This is a genomic window from Citrobacter sp. MGH103, from assembly GCF_001034475.2.
Lineage (GTDB): Bacteria > Pseudomonadota > Gammaproteobacteria > Enterobacterales > Enterobacteriaceae > Citrobacter > Citrobacter freundii.
The window spans coordinates 4,102,230-4,127,372 of the sequence record NZ_CP073043.1; the positions used below are offsets into that span (position 1 = coordinate 4,102,230).

A 25,143-nucleotide genomic window follows, 5' to 3' on the forward strand; every position below is an offset into this window, starting at 1 on the left:
ACTCCTGTCAGCGGCAGGATACCTTCGCATCCTGCCCGAATGGTTTAACGCGCTAAGGCAGCCGTCAGAGCAGGCAGGATCTTCAGCGCATCGCCAACAATGCCATAATCTGCATACTGGAAAATCGGCGCATTTTTGTCTTTGTTGATGGCGAAAATCGTCTGTGCGCCGTTGGCACCGACCATATGTTGGATCTGCCCGGAGATCCCCACGGCCAGATACAGTTCAGGCTTAAGCATCAGGTTAGAGATGCCGACGTAGCGTTCATGCTCCATCCACTTCTCGTTTTCCGCCACCGGACGGGAACAGGCCAACTCAGCGCCAATCGTCTGGCACAGCGCTTCTGCCAGCGAGATATTTTCTTTGCTACCGATACCGCGTCCCACGCTGACCACCAGACGGGCTTTGTCGAGATCGACGCTGTTGCTCTGACGCGCCTGAGTTGCCGTACGGGTCACGACAATGGCCGGAGCCTGCCACTGTACGGTATGCATCTCGCCGCTGCGGGTGGTATCCGGTTGCTGCGCGTCAAACGTTCCGCTACTGAGAGTTATCACGGCAAACGGTGAAGCGATTGTTTCTGCTCCCATCGCCAGGCCACCGTAGACCATATGTTTGACCGCCGCTTTTCCATCCTGCACCGCGACTGCGCTGGCGTCATTTGAGACTGCAGCCGACAAGCGAAAGCCCAGCTTTGCCGCTAACAGCTTGCCCCGACGTGTATTCGGCAGCAGCACCGCGCCGCCCTCGCTGTGCTGACGAATGGTCTGAGCCATCACATCGGCGTAGTCTTCAACCATACGGTCTTCTGGTTTGCCGCTGAGCAGCCAGACATGATCCGCGCCTAAATGACATGCCGTTGCGCTGTCCGCATCGCTGAGCACAAACGTGTTAACTTTTTCACCTAAAGCCTGCGCACCATTCATCAGTTCCGGCAGACGAGAAGGGGTATCGCTGAATACCCAGATACTGGAAAATTTGTTCATAACATCCCCTGATAATTAAATGATTTTGCGAAGATTCTCGACAAACGCGGCAATCTGTTCTTCACCGTCACCTTCAATTACAACGCGCTGACGCTCGCGCTGTTTCGGCGCAGCAACCTGTTGTGCGGAATACGCCTGCACGCTGTTCAGCCCAATGTCTGCAGGTGACCAAACCTGAACCGGTTTTTTCGCCGCACCAAGAATGGCTTTCATGGAAGGGATTTGAGGGGTGTTGATGTCAGTAGAGACCGCGATAACCGCCGGAAGCGAGATACTCAGGGTTTCAACTTCATCTTCCAGTTCACGCTCTACCGTCAGAGTGCTGTCGGTAAGAGAGAGGATTTTGCTCACGCCGTTTATCGCCGGCACGTCCAGCATTTCGCCCACCAGCAGACCAACCTGCTGAGCATAAAGATCGGAAGAACCGTCGCCGCAAATAAGCAGATCAAAACCGGATTTTTGCACGGCGGCAGCCAGCGCAGTGGCAGTTTGTTGCGGCAGCGCCTGTTCAAATTGATCGTCAATGACAACAATCAGTTCATCAGGGCCACGGGAAAGCACATCTTTGCGCCCTTTTGCATTGGTCAGCGCTTTGCCTCCGACGCTCATGGCCACAACCTGAGCCTCTCCCACCTGCTGTTTTAACTGGCAAGCCGCTTCGATCGCATTCAGATCATATTGGCTGATTTTGCCATCTGCTTTGCTGAAATCGAGTGTTCCATCAGCATTATTAATCGCAATATCCTGCTCATCAGGTACGCATTTGTAGCAAGTAATTATCTTCATTGCATCTCCAGAAATCATGAAGGAAACGTATTTATATCGGCGGTGTTAAATACAGATATCACGCTCTTTAATTCGGAAATAAAACCTTAATCACCAATATTGAAAATGTCACACATTGAAATTCGTAACTTTCAATAGTGTTACATGCCTCACCAATATTGAAAGAATCACGTCAAATATGAAAATTTTCAATATTGTCTGCTGGTTCAACAATATTGAACGCCAGTCACTTAAAAAAGTTAAAAAACCAATGCCAACATCATGATTAATAAAGAAATTATCTAGATTTCCAGACAAAATAACCAGCATAAAAAAGTGTGACAAAGATAACAGAATAGCCGGAAATGAATACCCATTATGAGTTACTCACTGAGGCGCCCCAGAGGTTAAAAAGTCATCAACAAATCATTAATAATAAATAAACAAACGATCACATACGGGCACGCTAAATAAATTTCGTTTTCACACTGGAATTCACTTATGAAAAATGAAAAGAGAAAATCGGGAATTGAACCGAAGGTTTTTTTTCCGCCATTAATAATTGTTGGGATACTTTGTTGGCTAACAGTAAGAGATCTTGATGCCGCTAACGTCGTTATTAATGCGGTATTCAGTTATGTCACCAACGTCTGGGGTTGGGCATTCGAATGGTATATGGTCGTCATGCTCTTCGGATGGTTCTGGTTAGTCTTTGGCCCGTATGCCAAAAAGAAATTAGGCGACGAAAAACCCGAGTTTAGTACCGCCAGCTGGATTTTTATGATGTTCGCCTCCTGTACATCCGCCGCGGTGCTGTTCTGGGGTTCCATCGAGATCTACTACTATATCTCTACCCCGCCGTTCGCTTTGGAGCCCAATTCCACGGGTGCGAAAGAGATCGGTCTGGCGTACAGCCTGTTCCACTGGGGGCCGTTGCCGTGGGCAACCTACAGCTTCCTTTCCGTGGCCTTCGCCTATTTCTTCTTTGTGCGCAAGATGGACGTCATCCGTCCCAGCTCTACGCTGGTACCGTTAGTGGGCGAAAAGCATGCGAAAGGGCTGTTCGGCACCATCGTTGATAACTTCTACCTGGTGGCGCTGATCTTCGCGATGGGTACCAGCCTCGGTCTGGCGACGCCGCTGGTAACCGAGTGTATGCAATGGCTGTTCGGTATTCCGCATACGCTGCAATTAGATGCCATCATCATTACCTGCTGGATCATTCTGAACGCCATTTGCGTAGCCTGTGGCCTGCAAAAAGGAGTCAGAATCGCCAGCGACGTGCGTAGCTACCTGAGCTTCCTGATGCTGGGCTGGGTGTTTATCGTCAGCGGCGCCAGCTTCATCATGAACTACTTCACCGACTCGGTCGGCATGCTGCTGATGTATCTGCCGCGCATGCTGTTCTATACCGATACCATCGGCAAAGGCGGATTCCCGCAGGGCTGGACTGTTTTCTACTGGGCGTGGTGGGTCATTTACGCCATCCAGATGAGTATCTTCCTGGCGCGTATTTCTCGTGGTCGTACCGTACGTGAACTGTGCTTTGGGATGGTGCTGGGCCTGACCGCTTCCACCTGGATCCTGTGGACAGTCCTTGGCAGCAACACGCTGCTGCTGATGGATAAAAACATTCTCAACATCCCGCAGCTGATTGAACAACACGGCGTGGCGCGCGCCATTATCGAAACCTGGGCCGCCTTGCCATTCAGCACCGCCACCATGTGGGGCTTCTTTATCCTCTGCTTTATTGCCACCGTCACGCTAATTAACGCCTGCTCCTACACCCTGGCGATGTCCACCTGTCGCGAAGTTCGCGATGGTGAAGAACCGCCGCTGTTGGTGCGTATCGGTTGGTCCGTTCTGGTCGGCGTCATCGGCATCGTTCTGCTGGCGCTGGGTGGGCTGAAGCCCATTCAGACCGCAATTATCGCCGGAGGATGCCCGCTGTTCTTCGTCAACATCATGGTGACGCTGTCCTTTATTAAAGACGCCAAAGTGCACTGGAAAGACAAGTAATTCTTATTAACCCAATTGATCAAGAGGCTGAAAGATGGATTTCAACTTAAATGACGAGCAGGAACTGTTTGTCGCCGGTATTCGTGAACTGATGGCCAGTGAGAACTGGGAAGCTTATTTTGCCGAGTGCGATCGCGACAGCGTCTACCCTGAGCGTTTTGTAAAAGCACTGGCAGATATGGGCATCGATAGCCTGTTGATCCCGGAAGAACACGGCGGGCTGGAAGCCGGTTTTGTCACCGTTGCCGCCGTCTGGATGGAACTCGGCCGCCTGGGCGCGCCAACCTATGTGCTGTACCAGTTACCGGGGGGTTTTAACACCTTCCTGCGTGAAGGGACTCAGGAACAAATCGATAAAATCATGGCGTTCCAGGGAACAGGTAAGCAGATGTGGAACTCTGCAATTACCGAACCGGGAGCGGGATCGGATGTTGGCAGTCTGAAAACCACTTATACACGCAAAAATGGTAAGGTTTATCTTAATGGCAGTAAGTGCTTTATCACCAGTAGCGCCTATACCCCGTACATCGTAGTGATGGCGAGAGATGGTGCATCGCCGGATAAACCTGTTTATACCGAGTGGTTTGTTGACATGAGCAAGGCGGGTATCAAGGTCAACAAACTGGAGAAACTCGGTCTGCGCATGGATAGCTGCTGTGAAATCACCTTTGATGACGTTGAACTGGACGAGAAAGACATGTTCGGTCGGGAAGGTAATGGCTTCAATCGTGTGAAAGAAGAGTTTGACCATGAACGCTTCCTCGTCGCACTGACCAACTACGGTACGGCAATGTGCGCTTTTGAAGACGCAGCGCGTTATGCCAACCAACGCGTACAGTTTGGTGAAACGATCGGCCGTTTCCAGCTGATTCAGGAGAAGTTCGCGCACATGGCGATCAAACTGAACTCCATGAAAAACATGCTGCTGGAAGCCGCATGGAAAGCGGATAACGGCACTATTACCTCGGGCGACGCGGCCATGTGCAAATACTTCTGCGCCAACGCGGCATTTGAAGTGGTAGACACCGCCATGCAGGTGCTGGGTGGCGTGGGTATCGCGGGTAACCATCGCATCACGCGCTTCTGGCGTGACCTGCGCGTTGACCGTGTTTCTGGAGGTTCTGACGAAATGCAGATCCTGACGTTGGGTCGTGCGGTATTGAAGCAATACCGTTGATTCGTTCGTTTCGTAGGCCGGATAAGGCGTTTACGCCACCATCCGGCAATATGCCCGGTGGCGCTGCGCTTACCGGGCCTACAAAAAAATGCCAGGAGAAAAATGATGAATCATTTACCAATGCCAGCCTTCGGCCCGCTTTCCGGGGTACGCGTTGTCTTTTCAGGGATCGAAATTGCCGGTCCGTTCGCCGGACAGATGTTCGCCGAATGGGGTGCTGAGGTTATCTGGATTGAAAACGTTGCGTGGGCCGATACCATCCGCGTGCAACCTAACTATCCGCAGCTCTCACGCCGTAATCTGCATGCCCTGTCGCTGAATATTTTCAAAGATGAAGGCCGGGAAGCGTTTCTGAAGCTGATGGAAACCACCGATATTTTCATTGAAGCCAGTAAAGGCCCGGCCTTTGCCCGCCGCGGTATTACCGATGAAGTGCTGTGGGAACATAACCCGAAACTGGTTATCGCCCACCTTTCCGGCTTCGGCCAGTTTGGTACCGAGGAGTACACCAATCTTCCAGCGTATAACACCATCGCACAGGCATTTAGCGGCTATCTGATCCAAAACGGTGACGTGGATCAGCCAATGCCAGCCTTCCCGTACACCGCCGATTACTTCTCCGGGATGACCGCGACGACAGCGGCGCTGGCGGCTCTGCACAAAGTCCGCGAAACGGGTAAAGGTGAAAGCATCGATATCGCCATGTACGAGGTGATGCTGCGCATGGGTCAGTATTTCATGATGGATTACTTCAACGGCGGCGAAATTTGCCCACGCATGACCAAAGGCAAAGACCCGTATTACGCTGGCTGCGGCCTGTATAAATGCGCCGATGGCTATATCGTCATGGAGCTGGTCGGCATCACGCAAATCAACGAGTGCTTCAAAGATATTGGCCTCGCCCACATTCTTGGCACGCCGGAAGTTCCGGAAGGTACCCAGCTTATTCATCGTGTGGAATGCCCTTACGGCCCGCTCGTGGAAGAGAAACTGGACGCCTGGCTGGCAACGCACACCATCGCCGAAGTCCAGGCGCGCTTTGCTGAGCTGAACATCGCCTGCGCGAAGGTGCTGACCATTCCAGAACTGGAAGGCAACCCGCAGTACGTTGCCCGTGAATCTATTACTCAGTGGCAAACGATGGACGGTCGCACCTGCAAAGGTCCGAACATCATGCCGAAATTTAAAAACAACCCGGGGAAAATCTGGCGTGGCATGCCGTCACATGGCATGGATACTGCCGCCATTCTGAAAAACATTGGTTATAGCGAAGCAGACATAAATGAGCTGGTCGGCAAAGGCCTGGCCAGAGTTGAGGAATAAACGCGACGCGCTGACCGCTCATTGGTTAGCGCTCACGCCTGATTTCAGTGGATAAAGCAATATGGATATCGTTGGCGGACAAAACTTACGTCAGATGTGGGACGACCTGGCCGGGGTGTACGGAGATAAAACGGCGTTAATTTTCGAATCCTGCGAAGGAGTCGTTCGGCAGTTTAGCTATGCCTCGCTCAATGAAGAGATTAACCGCACGGCAAACCTTTTCCATTCCTTAGGGATCCGCAAGGGCGATAAGGTCGCATTGCATCTGGATAACTGTCCGGAATTCATTTTTTGCTGGTTTGGGCTGGCAAAAATTGGCGCCATTATGGTACCGATTAATGCCCGCTTACTGGGCGAAGAAAGTGCCTGGATCCTGCAAAACAGCCAGGTAAGCCTGCTGGTCACCAGCGCCCAGTTTTATCCTATGTACCGCCAGATACGGCTGGAAAATACCACGCCGCTTAATCATATCTGTCTGATTGGCGAACAGCTTCCGGCTGACGACGGCGTGAGCCACTTTACCCAACTGCAATCCCGCCAGTCCGCCACGCTGTGCTATACACCTGCGTTATCCACTGACGATACGGCGGAAATTCTGTTTACCTCAGGCACCACTTCACGGCCTAAAGGGGTGGTGATTACCCACTACAACCTGCGTTTTGCAGGCTACTACACTTCCTGGCAAATCGCTCTGCGCGATGATGACGTCTACATGACGGTGATGCCCGCTTTTCATATCGACTGTCAGTGTACCGCCGCAATGCCCGCATTCTCCGCAGGCAGCACCTTTGTGCTGCTAGAGAAGTACAGTGCCAGGGCGTTCTGGAATCAGGTGCATAGATATAAGGCGACGGTTACCGAATGCATTCCGATGATGATCAGAACGCTGATGGTACAACCTGCCGCGCCAACCGACAGACAGCATCACCTGCGCGAAGTAATGTTCTATCTCAATTTATCCGCACAGGAAAAAGACGCCTTTACCGAACGCTTTGGCGTCAGGCTGCTGACCTCTTACGGTATGACTGAAACCATCGTCGGTATTATCGGCGACCGTCCCGGTGACAAACGACGCTGGCCCTCCATTGGCCGCGTGGGATTTAGCTATGAGGCCGAAATCCGTGACGATCACAACCGTCCCCTGCCCGCCGGAGAAATTGGCGAAATCTGTATTAAAGGCGTGCCGGGCAAAACAATCTTCAAAGAGTACTATGCCCAGCCGGAGGCTACCGCCAAAGCGCTGGAACCTGAAGGCTGGTTACATACCGGAGATTCGGGCTATCAGGATGCGGATGGCTATTTTTATTTCGTCGACAGACGCTGCAACATGATTAAACGCGGCGGAGAAAATGTCTCCTGCGTCGAGCTGGAAAATATTATTTCTGCGCATCCGAAAATTCAGGACATTGTGGTTGTCGGTATTAAAGATTCAATCCGTGATGAAGCCATTAAAGCGTTTATCGTCCTTAATGAAGGTGAAACATTAAGCGAAGCCGAGTTCTTCAGCTTCTGCGAAAACAATATGGCGAAATTCAAGGTTCCCTCGTTTATGGAGATAAGAACCGACCTGCCGCGCAATTGTTCAGGAAAAATAATCAAAAAAAATCTGAAATAACCCTCCCGGTAGGAATTCCTCCTGCCGGGAAATCTATTTATCTGGAGATGAACTATGAGTGAATCATTACATCTGACCCGTAACGGCCCGATTCTGGAAATTACCCTCGACCGGCCTAAAGCCAATGCCATTGATGCAAAAACCAGTTTTGCCATGGGTGAAGCGTTTCTTAATTTTCGTGATGACCCGGAATTACGCGTAGCGATAATCACTGGCGGCGGTGAGAAATTCTTTTCTGCGGGCTGGGACTTAAAAGCGGCAGCTGAAGGTGAAGCGCCGGATGCCGATTTTGGCCCAGGCGGCTTTGCCGGTTTAACCGAAATTTTCGACCTCAATAAACCGGTCATCGCTGCGGTAAACGGCTATGCGTTTGGCGGTGGTTTTGAATTGGCGCTGGCGGCGGATTTTATCGTCTGCGCGGAAAATGCCAGCTTCGCGCTACCGGAAGCCAAGCTCGGGATCGTGCCTGACAGCGGCGGCGTTCTGCGTCTGCCGAAGCTACTGCCACCGGCTATCGTCAACGAAATGGTGATGACCGGCAGACGAATGAGTGCCGAAGAAGCACTGCGTTGGGGTATCGTCAACCGCGTTGTCAGCCAGAGCGAACTGATGGATAGCGCGCGCGAACTGGCGCAGCAGCTGGTGAATAGCGCCCCGCTGGCGATCGCCGCGCTGAAAGAGATTTATCGTGCGACCAGCGAAATGCCGGTGGAAGAAGGCTACCGCTACATCCGCAGCGGCGTGCTGAAGCACTATCCGTCAGTGCTGCACTCCGAAGATGCGCTTGAAGGACCGCAAGCGTTTGCAGAAAAACGCGATCCGGTGTGGAAAGGACGCTGATAACCGATGAGCTATTACGCCTTTGAAGGCCTGATTCCGGTAGTGCATCCAGAGGCGTATGTTCATCCCAGCGCCGTGTTGATTGGTGATGTAATCGTGGGGGCTGGCGTCTACGTCGGCCCGCATGCCTCACTGCGTGGTGACTATGGTCGCCTGATTCTGGAGGCAGGTTCTAACTTGCAGGATGGCTGCATCATGCACGGTTATTGCGACACTGACACCATCGTGCATGAGAATGGGCATATCGGCCATGGCGCAATCCTGCACGGTTGCGTGGTGGGCAGAGATGCGCTGATCGGCATGAACAGCGTCATTATGGACGGCGCAGCGATTGGTGAAGAGAGCATTGTCGCCGCCATGAGCTTTGTCAAAGCCGGATTTCAGGGGGAGGCAAGGCAGATGCTGGTGGGCTCACCCGCTCGCGTATTGCGTGAAGTCACGGACCAGGAACTGCACTGGAAACGGTTAAACACCAAAGAGTATCAGGATCTTGCGGTCCGCTGCCGGGCAGGTTTACGCGAAACGCAGCCATTAACGCGGGTCGAAGAACACCGGCCGCGCCTGAAAGGCACGACGGACGTAAAACCCAAATCAGCACAGTAATTGATGCCGGATTCGCTCACGCTTATCCGGCCTACGCGTCAACCACCGTTTATGCCGCCATCAGGCAACTGACAATTAGCGACGCATACTCTTGGAGAGCATCATCTGCCATTTCTGCTCACGGTTGAGCTCTGTTGGGGGAACGGCAGACAGCCGCGGCGTTTTCGCCACACTCACCTTTTTTTCCTGCAAATTGTGGCTCAATCGGTTGTAGAGGTGAGAATCAATACTGATGACTTTTACCAGACGCTGGCACTGGCAGCCCCGGCCTGCAATCTGATTAGGGATCATCTTAACTTCACAAACAATTTCTCCCACTTCCGACAGAATATAAGAGAGCGTATTAATTGCTTTGCAGTGTTCAATATCAAAATGGCGGGAAATTTCTTTTGCGGTGATCCAACGATCTTCAGCCATCATCCAGTCAGCAATTAACAAATAAAGCGGTCTTTCAACATATTTTTCACACATAAGCACACCATTTCACAAATTAAAAATCTGGCTACGGCCTGTCCAAATTAATAAAAACTAAGCCATATTAAAATTGTGGATATAAAAGATAGTATGCGACTTGAATGTTGATTAGTGTGAGCAATATCGTGCTTATTACATTGAAAATGTGGTTATGAAACTGCATTTGGCCAGGAATGACCTTACGAGAGATAAAAAAAGGGTTTCTTTACAGAAACCCTTTCAAGATTATATTGCAGGTCCGGTTAACGCAATTATCACCGGACTCTTTGTTTATGACTTTTTGATCTGCGCGTGCATTTCCTGTACCGAGGTCACCTTCTCAGTGGCATCGGCATTCAGCGCCATCGCCGTCGCGAAACCGCCGTTCAGGGTAGTGTCATAATGCACTTTGTACTGCAGGGCGCTACGGCGAATCAGCTTAGAGTCTTCAATCGCCTGACGACCTTCGGTGGTGTTGATGATGTAAGTGTACTCGCCATTCTTGATACGGTCCTGAATGTGCGGACGCCCTTCATGCACCTTGTTCACCAGACGTGGATTGATACCCGCTTCGCCCAGCACAATCGCCGTGCCGTGCGTTGCATCCAGCTCAAAACCAAACTTCAGCAGTTTCGCCGCCAGGTCAACCACACGCTCTTTATCGCCTTCGCGAACGGAGAGCAGCGCACGCCCCTGTTTTTTCATGGTGGAGCTGCTGCCCAGCTGTGCCTTGGCGAACGCTTCCGCGAAGGTACGGCCCACGCCCATCACTTCCCCGGTAGAGCGCATTTCTGGCCCTAACAGCGGGTCAACGCCCGGGAATTTGTTGAACGGCAGCACCACTTCTTTTACTGAGTAGTACGGCGGGATAACTTCTTTGGTTACGCCCTGCTGTGCCAGTGTTTTCCCGGCCATCACGCGCGCCGCAACTTTCGCCAGCGGTACGCCAGTTGCCTTGGAGACGAACGGAACGGTACGCGCCGCACGCGGGTTCACTTCAATCAGGTAAACTTCGTTATTCTTCACCGCAAACTGAACGTTCATCAGACCGCGAACCTGCAGTTCGAAGGCCAGTTTCTGCACCTGCTGACGCATCACATCCTGAATTTCCTGGCTCAGGGTGTACGCTGGCAGTGAACATGCGGAGTCACCGGAGTGTACACCCGCCTGTTCGATGTGCTCCATGATGCCACCAATCAGCACCATTTCGCCGTCGCAGATAGCGTCCACGTCCACTTCAACCGCATCGTCAAGGAAACGGTCCAGCAGTACCGGCGCATCGTTAGAAACGCTGACCGCAGTCTGGAAGTAGCGACGCAGGTCGGCTTCGTCGTAGACAATTTCCATCGCGCGGCCGCCGAGAACATATGACGGACGCACCACCAGCGGGTAGCCAATCTCTTTCGCCTTCTCAACAGCCTGTTCGATAGCCGTTACGGTAGCGTTCGCCGGTTGCTTCAGCTTCAGACGGTCAACCGCCTGCTGGAAACGCTCACGGTCTTCCGCGCGGTCGATGGCATCCGGGCTGGTGCCGATTACCGGTACACCTGCCGCTTCCAGCGCACGCGCCAGCTTCAGCGGGGTCTGGCCGCCGTACTGTACGATGACGCCTTTCGGCTTCTCAATGCGCACGATTTCCAGTACGTCTTCCAGCGTGACCGGCTCGAAGTACAGGCGGTCGGAAGTGTCGTAATCAGTAGAGACAGTCTCCGGGTTACAGTTGACCATGATGGTCTCGTAACCGTCTTCGCGCAGCGCCAGAGAGGCGTGTACGCAGCAGTAGTCGAACTCAATGCCCTGACCGATACGGTTTGGACCACCACCCAGCACCATGATTTTATCGCGGTCGACGGACGGATTCGCTTCACACTCATCTTCATAAGTGGAGTACATATAAGCGGTGTCGGTCGCGAATTCCGCCGCACAGGTATCCACGCGCTTGTAGACCGGGTGAAGGTTATATTGGTCACGCAGTTTGCGGATTTCCGCTTCGCGAACGCCGGCCAGTTTTGCCAGACGCGCATCAGCGAAGCCTTTGCGCTTCAGTACGCGCAGGAAGTCAGCGTCGAGGCCGTTGATGCCAAGGTCAATGACTTTTTCTTCCAGGCGCACCAGCTCTTCAATCTGCACCAGGAACCAGCGGTCGATGTTGGTTAGGTTGAACACGCCATCGACGGACAGGCCAGCACGGAAGGCATCGGCGATGTACCAGATACGCTCAGCGCCAGCGTCTTTCAGTTCGCGACGGATTTTGGTCAGCGCTTCCGGGTCGTCCAGGCTGACTTTCGGGTCGAAGCCGGTCGCGCCCACTTCCAGACCGCGCAGCGCTTTCTGCAGCGATTCCTGCTGGGTGCGGCCAATCGCCATCACTTCACCAACAGATTTCATCTGCGTGGTCAGACGGTCATTAGCACCTACGAATTTCTCGAAGTTGAAGCGTGGAATTTTCGTCACAACGTAGTCGATGGACGGCTCAAACGAGGCCGGAGTACGGCCGCCGGTGATGTCGTTCATCAGTTCGTCGAGGGTGTAACCTACGGCTAGCTTGGCGGCGACTTTCGCAATCGGGAAGCCGGTAGCTTTGGACGCCAGCGCCGAGGAGCGGGATACGCGCGGGTTCATCTCGATGACAATCAGGCGACCGTTTTTCGGGTTTACCGCAAACTGGACGTTAGAACCGCCGGTTTCCACGCCGATTTCACGCAGTACCGCCATCGAGGCGTTACGCATGATTTGATATTCTTTGTCGGTCAGCGTCTGGGCAGGTGCTACGGTGATGGAATCACCGGTATGGATGCCCATCGCGTCGAAGTTTTCGATGGAGCAGACGATGATGCAGTTGTCGTTTTTATCACGCACCACTTCCATCTCGTACTCTTTCCAGCCAATCAGCGATTCATCAATCAGCAGCTCGTTGGTTGGGGAAAGGTCCAGACCGCGTTCGCAGATTTCTTCGAACTCTTCGCGGTTGTAGGCGATACCGCCACCGGTGCCGCCCATGGTGAAGCTAGGGCGGATAATGCACGGGAAGCCAACGTCAGCGGCAACCGCCAGCGCTTCTTCCATGGTGTGAGCGATGCCTGAACGCGCGGTGTCGAGACCAATCTTCTTCATCGCGATATCGAAGCGACGACGGTCTTCCGCTTTATCAATGGCATCCGCCGTTGCGCCAATCATGGTCACGCCGAATTCAGCCAGTACGCCCTGGCGCTCCAGCTCCAGCGCACAGTTCAGCGCCGTCTGACCGCCCATGGTTGGCAGCACCGCGTCCGGACGTTCTTTCTCAATAATTTTGCGTACTACTTCCCAGTGAATTGGCTCGATGTAGGTGGCATCGGCCATTTCCGGGTCGGTCATGATGGTTGCCGGGTTGGAGTTCACCAGAATAACGCGGTAACCCTCTTCACGCAGGGCTTTACACGCCTGTGCGCCGGAATAGTCAAACTCACACGCCTGACCGATAACAATCGGACCCGCGCCCAGAATCAGGATACTTTTTATGTCTGTACGTTTTGGCATGGCTCTTTTACTCCTGATTATTTCGCGGACTGACGGTATTGCTCAATTAACTCGATAAAGTGGTCGAACAGCGGTGCAGCGTCGTGCGGACCCGGACTCGCTTCAGGGTGCCCCTGGAAGCTGAATGCCGGTTTGTCGGTACGATGAATCCCCTGCAAGGTGCCGTCGAACAGTGACTTGTGGGTCACGCGCAGGTTGGCAGGCATGGAGGCTTCATCTACAGCAAAACCGTGGTTCTGCGCGGTGATCATCACGGTGTTGTTATCAATATCTTTTACCGGATGGTTGCCGCCGTGGTGGCCAAACTTCATCTTAATGGTCTTCGCACCGCTCGCCAGCGCCAACAGCTGATGGCCGAGGCAGATGCCAAATACCGGAATATCGGTTTCGAGGAATTTCTGAATCGCGGTAATCGCATAGTCGCACGGCGCCGGGTCGCCAGGGCCGTTGGACAGGAAGATACCGTCCGGATTCATCTTCAGAACGTCTTCTGCTGAGGTTTTCGCCGGTACAACCGTCAGGCGGCAACCGCGGTCCGCTAACATACGCAGAATGTTACGTTTAGCGCCGAAATCGTAAGCCACAACGTGGAACGGCAGTTCATCGGCAGATTTTGCTTCCGGCAGGTCACCCGCCAGCGTCCAGCTACCCTGCGTCCAGCTATAAGGCTCCGCGGTGGTCACTTCTTTCGCCAGATCCATACCGTTCAGGCCAGGGAAAGCTTTTGCCTTCTCCAGTGCCAGCGCCGCATCCGGGTTATCGCCCGCGATGATGCAGCCGTTCTGTGCGCCCTTTTCACGCAGCAAACGCGTCAGCTTACGGGTATCGATATCAGCAATCGCCACAATGTTATGGCGCTTCAGGTAAGAAGAGAGGTCTTCGGTATCGCGGAAGTTGCTGGCAATCAGCGGCAGGTCGCGGATGACCAGTCCTTGCGCATGTACCTGTGAAGATTCTGCATCGGCTTCATTGGTGCCGACATTACCGATATGAGGATAAGTAAGAGTGACGATTTGGCGGGAATAGGAAGGATCAGTGAGGATTTCTTGATAACCGGTCATTGAAGTATTGAAAACGACTTCCCCAACCGCCGAACCTGTTGCCCCTATGGCCCGACCGTGAAACTGGGTTCCGTCTTCCAGAACCAATAGCGCTGACTTAATCAAAACACCCTCCAGAGAATATTCACTCACTTTATTTGCATATTAATTCATTAACACCTCATGAATCAATGCAAATTTGCTTACCTATGGATTTCTGGCAAACGGCGGCATTCTAGAGATAGCCCACGTAAAAGTCTACCCAAAAGGGTAATTTTTATTATTATTTTGCGCCACTGGGATAAATCACACGATTTAACAGGCAAAAAGATCAGCTAACTTGTGGTGGAAAACGCTTGCGGTAGGCAAAGAGTGTAAAAACAGAATGCGGGAGAGAAAAAAGTGGACCATTTGGTCAAAATTTACATTGAGATAACATAAACACCCAACAAAACATATACAAACACTCATTTAAAAGAAAAAATACATTCAAAAGCTAAAAAATAAAAGGGCAATAAAATATTGCCCCATGTAATCAATTGATTATGATTACAATAACCACATCACGAAGGGTAGTAAAAGCTATAAATTACGTAAATCAAGCACATCTTTCATATCAAAAAGACCATTTGACTTTGATTTTAGCCAAATTGCCGATCTCACCGCGCCGTTAGCAAAAGTCATGCGGCTGGACGCTTTATGCGTGATCTCAATACGCTCGCCAATATCAGCAAACATCGCGGTATGCTCACCAACGATATCCCCCGCCCGCACCGTGGCAAAGCCGATCGTGCCCGGTACGCGCTCGCCGGTGTAACCTTCACGCGAATAGACTGCGCAGTCTTTCAGATCTTTATCCAGCGCCCCGGCAATCGCCTCGCCCATCGCCAGCGCAGTGCCTGACGGCGCATCAACTTTATGGCGGTGGTGGGCTTCAATAATCTCAATATCAGTGTAATCGCCCATCACTTTCGCCGCTTTCTCCAGCAGCTTAAGCATAACGTTCACGCCGACGCTAAAGTTCGCGGCGAAAACAATAGCAATCTCCTGCGCGGCATCACGAATAGCCTGTTTACCCGCGTCATCAAAGCCGGTGGTGCCAATCACCATCCCTTTACCGTGCTGGCGGCAAAACGCCAGATGCGTCAGCGTGCCTTCCGGGCGGGTAAAATCGATGAAAACATCGAAATCATCTTTCACCGCTTCAAGGCTACTTTGTACGGTAACGCCCGTTTTCCCGGCTCCAGCTAACTCTCCGGCATCGCTTCCTAATAAGGAGGAACCTTCGCGCTCCAGCGCCGCGCCCAGCTGTACGCCTTCCATGCCGAGAGTGGCCTGAATCAACTGACGCCCCATGCGTCCTCCGGCTCCCGCGATGGCAACGCGGATTTGTGCATCATGCATAGCTATTCTCTTTTGTTAATTTTACGTAAATCGTTTTCAGATTAACCAGCGCAACGCTGCGCCGCCAGCCGAAAACGTCGATAATTAGAATTTAATGATAAACAGGCAGAGATATCAGTAAAAGGCATGACGCCACGGAATAAGCAGCGTCATCGGGTTATAAAGCGTGGAGATCAAGGGGCCAGCGCCAGTACCTCTGCCACCCACTGCTGGAAACCTTCAACGTTCAGACCCAGCGCAACCTGCGCATTTGCTGGATGCCCCAGACGTCCTTCGATGTCCACCACCGTTGCACCTGAGGTATATTCGCCCTGGGTTTCAACCGCCACGAAACACGACTGCAGGGTAAACAGTTCCGGACGCACCAGCCAGGCAATGGCACACAGATCGTGCATTCGCAGCCCCGTATTCATACTGCCGCTACGGTAATGGCTAAACAGCGCGTGCAGCATTTTTCCCGTCTGGTTAAGCTGGGGAAGCGTCGCCAGATAGTCCGGGGCGAGCATGGCCTGGTTAGTAACATCCAGCCCACACATCACAATATCCAGCCCGCTCTGGAAGACTTTCGCGGCAGCCTCGGGATCGATAGCAATATTAAACTCGGCGTTGGGTGTGAAGTTCCCGCGCCCGGCAGAGCCGCCCATAATCACCAGACGGTGAATGTTGAATACGCATTCAGGATAATGGGTCAGCAGCAGCGCAATGTTGGTCAGCGGGCCAATTGCCACCAGCGTCACGGGCTGCGGGGCATGCATCAGCGCATCGCGAATCGCCTGGAAGGCGGGTTTTGCCATCGCCTGGCGGTCGTGTTCGACAAATTCATACCCTTCCATACCGGACTCGCCGTGCACGGAAGCGGCATCACGCAGTGGCCGCACCAGCGGCATTGATGCTCCCTGCGCCAGTGGAACATCCGCATTCCAGAAGTGCAGCAGTTGCAACGCATTACGGGTGGTTTTTTCCACCGACACATTGCCTGCTACCGTGGTCATCAGTTGCAGATCCAGCTCAGGGGCAAACAGCGCGGCGGCAATGGCGGCGGCATCATCAATGCCGGGATCGGTATCAAGAATGATCGGTAAGCGCATGGTTTCTCCATAAAAAAATGCCAGACGTTAAGTCTGGCATCTTCTCATAATCGTAACCGGAAAGACTTACTCTACTTCACGAACATCCACACGCAGCTCTTTCGGCACTTCGAAAACGATGTTCTCTTCGCGGCCTTCAAGCGGAATAGCTTCCCCACCGCCAAGTTCCTGCAGACGAGCAATCACGTTTTGCACCAGGATATCCGGCGCCGAGGCTCCGGCCGTCACACCTACGCACTTCGCCTCTTTCACCCACGCTTCCTGGATGTCGGTCGCATCGTCAATCAAATACGCCGCTTTCCCCATTCGCTGTGCCAGTTCAGCCAGACGGTTGGAGTTAGAGGAGTTCTTCGAGCCGACCACCAGCACAACATCAGCCTGTTCCGCCAGCGCGCGAACCGCTTCCTGACGGTTGGTGGTGGCATAACAGATATCATCTTTGCGCGGTCCGACAATTTTCGGAAAGCGTTGACGCAGAGCATCAATAACGTCAGAAGTGTCGTCAACGGAGAGCGTGGTCTGCGTCATGAAGGATAATTTGCCTTCATTTTTCACATTCAGTTTCAGCACATCTTCCGGTGATTCAACCAGGTACATTCCCCCTTGCGGGTTGCTGTACTGGCCCATCGTGCCTTCGACTTCCGGGTGACCGGCGTGACCAATCAGAATGGATTCTTCGCCACGACGGCTGGCGCGGGCAACTTCCATATGCACTTTCGTGACTAGCGGACAGGTTGCATCAAAAACCGTGAGGTCGCGGCCTTTGGCTTCGTTACGCACAGCCTGAGACACGCCATGAGCGGAGAAAATCAGGATCGCGCCATCCGGCACTTCGCTGATTTGCTCGATAAAAATAGCGCCGCGCTCGCGCAGGCTATCCACCACATAACGGTTATGTACCACTTCATGACGGACATAAATCGGCGCGCCGTAAATAGCCAACGCGTTTTCGACAATGCTGATAGCGCGGTCTACACCAGCGCAAAAACCGCGCGGGTTGGCCAACAGGATCTGCATTTTACGCCTCCAGTGCCGGTTCGACTTCCAGCACTTCAATATCAAAATGAACGGTATGCCCAGCCAGCGGATGGTTGAAATCAACCGTGATCGAGTCACCGTTGATTTCACGGATCACGCCAGGCATCTCACTGCCGTCCATTGCGGTAAAGAGCATGATAGCGCCAATTTCTGGCTCGCCCGCGTCCATAAATTCCCGACGCGAGAAATACTGAATTAAGTCCGGACTTGATACGCCAAAGGCGGCATCCGGCTCCAGAGCAAAGGTGGTTTTATCGCCTTCTTTTAGCCCCAGCAGGTGTTGCTCCAGTCCTTCAGACAGAGAACCGTCGCCCAGGCGAAACAGCGCAGGCTTGCCGTTATTGCGGGTTGACTCTGCGGTGGAGCCATCGTCGAGCTTAAGGGTGAAGTGCACCAGCACCGCACTGTTACTCTGTACTGATTTAGACATGCAGGTTGCTCTTTAAAATTGCTGCCGCCTGTCTGCCCGGTGGCGCTACGCTTACCGGGCCTACAAGGATCGCAGTAAATTGTAGGCCGGATTAGCATAGCGCCATCCGGCATTTTTTTATGCGGCTTTTTTCTCTTTCGACGGCAGGAAGCCTTCGAGAACAATCAATGCCGCCCCGATACAAATAGCTGTATCGGCCAGATTGAAGGTCGCGAAATGCCAGTCGCCGACGTAAAAGTCAATCATATCAACCACGAAGCCGTGCCACAGGCGATCGAACAAGTTGCCCAGCGCACCGCCAATGATTAACGCATACGCGATGTTGTTCAGCTTCTGCGTCGCCTTCGAGCGATACATCATCACCATCAGGATGACGCAAATACCGATGGCGATACCGGCAAAGAACCAGCGTTGCCAGCCGCCGCTGTCAGCTAAGAAGCTAAACGCCGCACCATAGTTACGCGCGTAGTGCAGATTAAGCGACGGAAACAGCGACACCGTATCCCCCAGAGCAAAGTTCTGGAGGATCAGGTACTTGCTGCCTAAATCGATAATCAGCACGACTACCACCAGCCACAGCCAGCGTAGTCCTGTTGAACAAAGAGGCTTACTCATCAGGCAAACTTACGTTGTTCGCCATCACCGGCGATGTTGCTGACACAGCGTCCGCAGATATCTGCATGTTCCGCCACCTGACCGACGTCGGTAGTGTAATGCCAGCAGCGCGGGCATTTCTCACCTTCGGCTTTGCTCAGTACGATTTTCAGACCTTTGAGCAGTTCGCTCTGCTGAGCATCAGCAGGAGCAGCCGCATAATCCGCAACCGTCGCACCAGAGGTCAGCAGTACAAAACGCAACTCTTCACCGAGCGCGGTCAGTTTCGCCGCCAGCTCAGGTTCAGCGTACAGGGTCACTGCCGCTTCCAGAGAACCGCCGACTTTCTTATCCGCACGCGCCTGCTCGATAACCTTGTTCACTTCGCCGCGCACTTTCAGCAGCTCGTCCCAGTAGGCATCGTTCATCGCTTCGGTTTCGCCTAAGCCAAACAGACCTTCGTACCATTCACCGGTAAAGACGTACTTCTCACGATCGCCCGGCAGGTAGCCCCAGATTTCATCGGCGGTGAAGGACATGATCGGCGCCATCCAACGAACCAGCGCTTCTGCAATATGGAACAGCGCAGTCTGGCAGCTACGACGCGCCACGCTGTCCGCTTTCGCGGTGTACTGACGGTCTTTGATGATGTCGAGGTAGAACGAACCCATTTCTACGGAGCAGAAGCGCATCAGGCGCTGTACCACTTCGTGGAAGTCATAGGCTTCATAGGCTTTCAGGATTTCGTCCTGCGCCGCTTGCGCACAACCTACCGCCCAACGATCCAGCACCACCATCTCTTCCGGTTTCACCATGTCTTTAACCGGATCGAACCCGTTCAGGTTCGCCAGCAGGAAGCGCGCGGTGTTACGGATACGACGATAGCTGTCGGCAGCACGTTTCAGGATTTCGTCAGAAACAGCCATTTCGCCAGTATAGTCGGTAGAAGCAACCCACAGACGCAGAATATCCGCGCCCAGTTTGTTCATCACGTCCTGCGGAGAAACGGTGTTACCGATAGATTTGGACATCTTACGGCCCTGACCATCAACGGTGAAACCGTGGGTCAGTACCTGGCGATAAGGTGCTTTGCCTTTCATGGCGGTGGAGATCATCAAAGAAGACATGAACCAGCCACGGTGCTGGTCAGAACCTTCCAGATACATATCTGCCGCATGGCCCGCAAACTCAGGACGCACATCCACGACGGATGAGTGGGTTGAACCGGAGTCGAACCACACGTCCAGCGTATCCGGGACTTTGACATACTGGTCAGCTTCGTCGCCGAGGATATCTTTCGGATCGAGATCCCACCACGCCTGGATGCCGTCAACTTCAACGCGTTTAGCCACTTCTTCCATCAGTTCGATAGCGCGCGGATGCAGCTCTTCGGTGTCTTTGTGAACAAACAGAGACATCGGCACACCCCACGTACGCTGACGGGAGATACACCAGTCAGGACGGTTGGCAACCATCGATTCAATACGCGCCTGGCCCCAGTCCGGAATCCACTGTACGCCTTTGATCTCTTTCAGCGACTGCGCGCGCAGGCCTTTCTGATCCATGCTGACGAACCACTGCGGGGTCGCACGGAAGATGATCGGTGACTTGTGACGCCAGCAGCATGGGTAGCTGTGCTGCATCTTCTCAACGTGCAGCAGCGCGCCTTTTTCGCTCAGCAGCGCAACGATTTTGTCGTTGGCTTTAAAGACGTTCACACCGTCCAGATCCGGATAGGTACCCGCCAGGTATGCGCCGTCCGGGCCAACCGGGTTAGCGATTTCCAGACCGTATTTCTGGCTGATGACGTAGTCATCCGGACCGTGACCGCCAGCGGTATGGACCGCACCGGTACCCGCGTCCAGCGTAACGTGATCGCCAAGGATAGCCGGCACGTCAAAGCCCATAAACGGATGGGTAAAGCGCAGCAGTTCCAGCTCAGCGCCTTTCACGGTGCCGAGAATGGTGTATTCAGCCGCGCCAATACGCTGCATGACGCTTTCAACCAGATCTTTCGCCAGAATCACAGCCTGGCCGTCAATCTGCACCAGCGCATAGTCAAAATCAGGTGCCAGAGAGATTGCGCGGTTCGCCGGTAACGTCCACGGGGTAGTGGTCCAGATAACCAGAGAGATCGGGCCGTTGACGTCAGAAACGCCAAATTTCGCTTTCACCGCATCCTGATCGGCAGCGTGGAACGCCACGTCGATGGACGGGGAGGTTTTGTCATAATACTCAACTTCCGCTTCCGCCAGCGCGGAACGGCAGTCAACGCACCAGTGTACCGGCTTCGCACCTTTGTGCAGATGACCGTTGCCGATGATTTTACCCAGCGCACGAATGATGTTGGCTTCAGTTTTGAAGTCCATGGTCAGGTACGGATGCGACCAGTCGCCCAGTACGCCAAGACGGATAAAGTCTTTACGCTGACCATCAACCTGGGTCGCTGCGTATTCACGGCACTTGGCGCGGAACTCAGCAGCGGTGAACTTCTCGCCCGGCTTGCCGTATTCCTGCTCTACTTTCAGCTCGATCGGCAGACCGTGGCAGTCCCAGCCCGGAACGTACGGCGAGTCATAGCCCGTGAGTCCTTTGGACTTCACGATAATGTCTTTCAGAATCTTGTTAACCGAGTGACCAATATGAATGCTGCCATTCGCATAAGGAGGGCCATCATGCAGAATGAAGGTTTTTTTGCCTTTTTTGGCCGCACGAATGATGCCGTACAGGTCATCATCAGTCCAACGCGCCAGCATTCCCGGTTCGCGCTTGGCGAGATCGCCGCGCATCGGGAACCCTGTTTCCGGCAAATTCAGGGTTGATTTATAGTCACTCATCAGATTCTCGGTTCCGTATTTAAAACTCGTATAGGCATTAAGCCGGTTTTGTTAGCCCAAAAAATTCACGGGCAGTCAACTCATCACGCGCAATCTGCGCTTTTAGTTCATCCAGCGAGGCAAATCGCTGTTCGCTGCGTATTTTTTTACGCAGTACTACATCTATATGGCGACCATACAGGTCCATTACAACGTCCAATAGATGCACTTCCAACTGCTGGCGTACGCCTGCTACCGTCGGGCGGGTGCCGATGTTGGCGACGCCGGGCAACGGTTTGTCACCCAGTCCCATCACTTCAACCGCATAAACACCTTTCACCGGAGAAACCTGACGACGAAGCGGTAAGTTTGCCGTCGGAAAACCGATGGTGCGCCCTAACTCATCACCGTGAACGACGCGTCCTGAGATAGTAAAAGGATGCCCAAGCAGGCTTTCGGCCAGTTGCAGGTTATCTTCGGCCAGCGCCTGACGTACTGCGGTGCTGCTGATACGCACACCGCCTTCACAGAAGGTTTGGGTGCTGGTGATATCAAAACCATACTCAGCGCCCGCTTCCTGTAATAACAAGAAATCGCCCGCACGGCTAGCGCCAAAGCGGAAATCATCGCCAACGGCAAGAAATTGTACACCAAGGCGCTTCACCAGCAGGTCGCTGATGAAGGTCTGCGCCGTTAATGCGGCGAAACGCCTGTCAAAACGCACACACAGCACGTAGTCCACACCGCATTCGGCCAGATAACGCAGTTTTTCCCGCAGGCGGGTAAGGCGCGCAGGTGACTTGTCCGTCGCAAACAGTTCCAGCGGTTGTGGCTCGAAAATCATTACCACCACCGGTAAATTGCGTTTGCGCCCTTCTTCCCGTAAGCCTTGCAGCAACGCACGGTGGCCACGGTGCACACCGTCGAAATTACCAATAGTCAGCACACACCCATGCGGGGCCTGGCTGAGATTATGTATGCCTCGTATCAGCTTCATGTCTGGCTCAAAACAGTGAAAATCGTGAAAGTATACCCTGTACCGCGGTCAAGGTTAACCGGCGATTGTTTCTACGAAACAGAAAGAGGATGGTTTTCATTGTTATGAAACAAATTGACGCCCTTCACGGGTACACCAATGCAATTTTTCTCGTCGAAAAGCTGTATTCACGCCACGCAAGCTGGTAGAATCCTGCGCCATCACTACGCAACGAGTGCTGGAATTTAAACGGCGCTTATTTGCACAAATCCATTGACAAAAGAAGGCTAAAAGGGCATATTCCTCGGCCTTTGAATTGTCCATATAGAACACATTTGGGAGTTGGACCTTGGCTAATATCAAATCAGCTAAGAAGCGCGCCGTTCAGTCTGAAAAGGCCCGCAAGCACAACGCTAGCCGTCGCTCTATGATGCGTACTTTCATCAAGAAAGTATACGCAGCTATCGAAGCTGGCGACAAAGCTACTGCACTGAAAGCATTTAACGAAATGCAACCAATCGTGGACCGTCAGGCTGCTAAAGGTCTGATCCACAAAAACAAAGCTGCACGTCATAAAGCAAACCTGACTGCACAGATCAACAAACTGGCTTAATCGCCTGCTTGTTGACGCTTTGTGAAAAAACCCGCGAAAGCGGGTTTTTTTATGCTTGCTATCTGGCGTTTTTCTCTTCAACCACTGATGTTGTTCTCACTCGCCCACGCTCTTCCTGACCAGCCTGTTTTTTCAGCTATCCCTCCCTTAGTTAGTCGCGTCGCGTAATACTTGAAAGTTATTTTCTTTCACTGTTTTCCTTTTTTTATTTCATTATTAAAAAAACTGTGACCACCTTAGCAAATAGAAACATCTCTCATTCAAAAACGAATAAACGCAATCCTGATGTAAGATTTGATAATTGATTGCTGCGGTAGGGTCAACTACTTTCCATGTACACCTTACTCACTCATTTTAATCTGAGGTTAAATTCAGTAACGACATAAAAAATAATATTTAAAACTTGCTTGGAAAGTAAAAGTTGTTTTTCTGGGCGTATCGCACCAATATCGGAGTTATTATTATGAGTTCTGTTATTGAGGATACCCAGTCTTGCGGGTCAGCATCATTATCTTTACTACAGCGTATTAGCTACGGCTCTTTGGATGTGGCAGGTAATCTACTGTACTGTTTCGGCTCAACCTACATCTTATATTTCTACACTGACGTTGCGGGTATTAGTCTCGCCGTAGCAGGTGTCATCCTGCTGTTGGCGCGTATCGTAGATGGTATAGATGCCCCAATCTGGGGGATCATTATCGATAAAACACGTTCACGTTATGGTAAATGTCGTCCCTGGTTCTTATGGCTACCGCTGCCTTTTGGTGTATTCAGCGCGCTGTCATTTTGGTCTCCAGATATCAGCATGATAGGAAAAGCCATATATGCAGCAATATCCTACATGATTGCCAGCATTTTATTTACCGGACTCAATACACCGCTCAGCGCAATATTACCTCTAATGACTCTGTCCCCTAAGGAACGGCTAGTATTAAATTCCTGGAGAATGACCGGGGGACAAATTGGGGTTTTATTAATGAATGCCACAGCATTACCCCTGGTTGCATTTTTAGGTAACGGAAATGATCATGCCGGATTTATTTACACGGCGATTCTGTTTGCTGCAATATCCTGTTCGCTAACGCTTTTCGCCTTTAAAAATATCCGCGAAATGGATGCGGATAAAATACAGCAAGAACCCAAACTGCCGATGAAAAAAAGTTTCACGGCAATGAAAGGTAACTGGCCATGGATCCTGATGGTGCTGGCCAATCTGATCTTCTGGATTGCCCTGCAACAGCGGTCCACAACCATTGTTTATTATCTGACCTACAACCTCGATCGCAAAGACCTGGTTCCGCTGATTAACAGTCTGGCGACGATTCAGATCCTGTTCATCATCGCCATCCCTTTCTTTAGCAAATTCCTGGCTAAAACCTGGATATGGGTAGGTGGCTTGCTGATCGCCACGTTCGGCGGCGTCTTGATGTGGCTGGCGGCGGACAACATACCTTTCCTCATCGCGGCCTGGGTGCTCGGCAATATCGGTAGCGGAATCGCCTGCTCAATGCCGTTTGCCATGTTGGGCTTTGCCGTCGACTTCGGTGCCTGGAAAACGGGCATTAAGGCCACGGGCATTCTTATCGCCTTCGGCAGTACTTTCTGCATCAAGATGGGCAGTGGTCTGGGTACCGCTTTCGCCGCCTGGATCATGAACAGTTTTGGCTATGTCCCGAACCATGCCCAAAGCGCTGCGGGCCTGGAAGGCATTACCTGGGCTTTTATCTGGGCGCCCGCCCTACTCTTCGCACTCGCGGCGATCCCGCTACTTTTCTTCCGTAAGTACGAAGCAATGGAAGAGACGATTCGCCACGATCTGGAAACCATCACCCAATAACTTTCTT

General features: G+C 52.5%; 20 protein-coding genes and 1 pseudogene. 8 read left to right on the forward strand and 13 right to left on the reverse strand.

All coding sequences use genetic code 11. The annotated features are described in order from the left end of the window. Positions 1-44: 44 nt before the first annotated feature. Both SK33_RS19840 and SK33_RS19845 read right to left on the reverse strand, forming a co-directional pair. Entirely contained in the window at positions 45-986 is a 942-nt protein-coding gene (locus SK33_RS19840) for an electron transfer flavoprotein subunit alpha/FixB family protein (RefSeq protein ID WP_048219742.1), read from the reverse strand. A 15-nt stretch (positions 987-1,001) separates the two neighbouring features. Further along, a complete protein-coding gene (locus SK33_RS19845) occupies positions 1,002-1,772 on the reverse strand; it encodes an electron transfer flavoprotein FixA (protein WP_032937512.1) in 771 nt (256 codons plus the stop codon). Positions 1,773-2,252: 480 nt separating this feature from the next. On the opposite strand from SK33_RS19845, the gene caiT reads away from it, so the two are divergent. The 6 genes from caiT (at position 2,253) to caiE (ending at position 9,328) form a co-directional block, all read left to right on the forward strand. Next, entirely contained in the window at positions 2,253-3,770 is a 1,518-nt protein-coding gene (gene caiT, locus SK33_RS19850) for an L-carnitine/gamma-butyrobetaine antiporter (protein WP_048219744.1), read from the forward strand. A 34-nt stretch (positions 3,771-3,804) separates the two neighbouring features. Next, complete coding sequence (gene caiA / locus SK33_RS19855) at positions 3,805-4,947, forward strand: crotonobetainyl-CoA dehydrogenase (RefSeq protein ID WP_003018898.1); 1,143 nt, start codon at positions 3,805-3,807, stop codon at positions 4,945-4,947. Positions 4,948-5,052: 105 nt separating this feature from the next. After that, positions 5,053-6,270 carry an L-carnitine CoA-transferase gene (gene caiB, locus SK33_RS19860; RefSeq protein WP_003018901.1) on the forward strand — a complete coding sequence of 406 codons (1,218 nt, stop codon included), beginning with the start codon at positions 5,053-5,055 and terminating at the stop codon, positions 6,268-6,270. A 61-nt stretch (positions 6,271-6,331) separates the two neighbouring features. Further along, positions 6,332-7,885, forward strand: a complete 1,554-nt coding sequence (gene caiC / locus SK33_RS19865; RefSeq protein WP_032948492.1) for a crotonobetaine/carnitine-CoA ligase — start codon at positions 6,332-6,334, stop codon at positions 7,883-7,885. Positions 7,886-7,939: 54 nt separating this feature from the next. After that, a complete protein-coding gene (gene caiD, locus SK33_RS19870) occupies positions 7,940-8,725 on the forward strand; it encodes a crotonobetainyl-CoA hydratase (protein ID WP_003018906.1) in 786 nt (261 codons plus the stop codon). Between the two features lie 6 nt (positions 8,726-8,731). Further along, positions 8,732-9,328 (forward strand): carnitine operon protein CaiE, encoded by a 597-nt coding sequence (gene caiE, locus SK33_RS19875; protein ID WP_003018909.1) that lies wholly within the window; start codon positions 8,732-8,734, stop codon positions 9,326-9,328. 75 nt (positions 9,329-9,403) lie between these two features. On the opposite strand, the gene caiF is transcribed toward caiE, so the two are convergent. The 11 genes and pseudogenes from caiF to SK33_RS26495 form a co-directional block, all read right to left on the reverse strand. After that, positions 9,404-9,799, reverse strand: coding sequence for a carnitine metabolism transcriptional regulator CaiF (gene caiF, locus SK33_RS19880; protein ID WP_003018912.1), 396 nt, complete (start codon positions 9,797-9,799; stop codon positions 9,404-9,406). A gap of 273 nt (positions 9,800-10,072) precedes the next feature. Beyond that, positions 10,073-13,300: a carbamoyl-phosphate synthase large subunit gene (gene carB / locus SK33_RS19885; protein ID WP_003018915.1), complete on the reverse strand. Its 3,228-nt coding sequence runs from the start codon at positions 13,298-13,300 to the stop codon at positions 10,073-10,075. 17 nt (positions 13,301-13,317) lie between these two features. After that, positions 13,318-14,466 carry a glutamine-hydrolyzing carbamoyl-phosphate synthase small subunit gene (gene carA / locus SK33_RS19890; protein WP_003018918.1) on the reverse strand — a complete coding sequence of 383 codons (1,149 nt, stop codon included), beginning with the start codon at positions 14,464-14,466 and terminating at the stop codon, positions 13,318-13,320. 456 nt (positions 14,467-14,922) lie between these two features. Then, positions 14,923-15,744, reverse strand: coding sequence for a 4-hydroxy-tetrahydrodipicolinate reductase (gene dapB, locus SK33_RS19895; RefSeq protein ID WP_003018920.1), 822 nt, complete (start codon positions 15,742-15,744; stop codon positions 14,923-14,925). 173 nt (positions 15,745-15,917) lie between these two features. Then, positions 15,918-16,832 carry a ribonucleoside hydrolase RihC gene (rihC, locus tag SK33_RS19900; RefSeq protein ID WP_048219746.1) on the reverse strand — a complete coding sequence of 305 codons (915 nt, stop codon included), beginning with the start codon at positions 16,830-16,832 and terminating at the stop codon, positions 15,918-15,920. A 66-nt stretch (positions 16,833-16,898) separates the two neighbouring features. After that, complete coding sequence (ispH, locus tag SK33_RS19905; RefSeq protein ID WP_032948486.1) at positions 16,899-17,849, reverse strand: 4-hydroxy-3-methylbut-2-enyl diphosphate reductase; 951 nt, start codon at positions 17,847-17,849, stop codon at positions 16,899-16,901. A gap of 1 nt (position 17,850) precedes the next feature. Then, on the reverse strand, positions 17,851-18,300 hold the full coding sequence (fkpB, locus tag SK33_RS19910) for an FKBP-type peptidyl-prolyl cis-trans isomerase (RefSeq protein ID WP_003018929.1): 450 nt from the start codon (positions 18,298-18,300) through the stop codon (positions 17,851-17,853). A 117-nt stretch (positions 18,301-18,417) separates the two neighbouring features. Next, positions 18,418-18,915, reverse strand: a complete 498-nt coding sequence (gene lspA / locus SK33_RS19915) for a signal peptidase II (RefSeq protein ID WP_003018932.1) — start codon at positions 18,913-18,915, stop codon at positions 18,418-18,420. Continuing rightward, entirely contained in the window at positions 18,915-21,731 is a 2,817-nt protein-coding gene (ileS, locus tag SK33_RS19920) for an isoleucine--tRNA ligase (protein ID WP_016149528.1), read from the reverse strand. Before ileS ends, lspA begins: the two co-directional genes overlap by 1 nt. 37 nt (positions 21,732-21,768) lie before the next feature. Continuing rightward, complete coding sequence (gene ribF / locus SK33_RS19925) at positions 21,769-22,707, reverse strand: bifunctional riboflavin kinase/FAD synthetase (RefSeq protein ID WP_003837336.1); 939 nt, start codon at positions 22,705-22,707, stop codon at positions 21,769-21,771. A 7-nt stretch (positions 22,708-22,714) separates the two neighbouring features. Next, a pseudogene (locus SK33_RS26495) lies at positions 22,715-22,918 on the reverse strand (DUF2575 domain-containing protein). 117 nt (positions 22,919-23,035) lie between these two features. Here SK33_RS26495 and rpsT point away from each other — a divergent pair. Further along, positions 23,036-23,299 (forward strand): 30S ribosomal protein S20, encoded by a 264-nt coding sequence (gene rpsT / locus SK33_RS19930; RefSeq protein ID WP_003018940.1) that lies wholly within the window; start codon positions 23,036-23,038, stop codon positions 23,297-23,299. A 463-nt stretch (positions 23,300-23,762) separates the two neighbouring features. Next, on the forward strand, positions 23,763-25,136 hold the full coding sequence (locus tag SK33_RS19935) for an MFS transporter (protein ID WP_048219976.1): 1,374 nt from the start codon (positions 23,763-23,765) through the stop codon (positions 25,134-25,136). Positions 25,137-25,143: the final 7 nt, after the last annotated feature.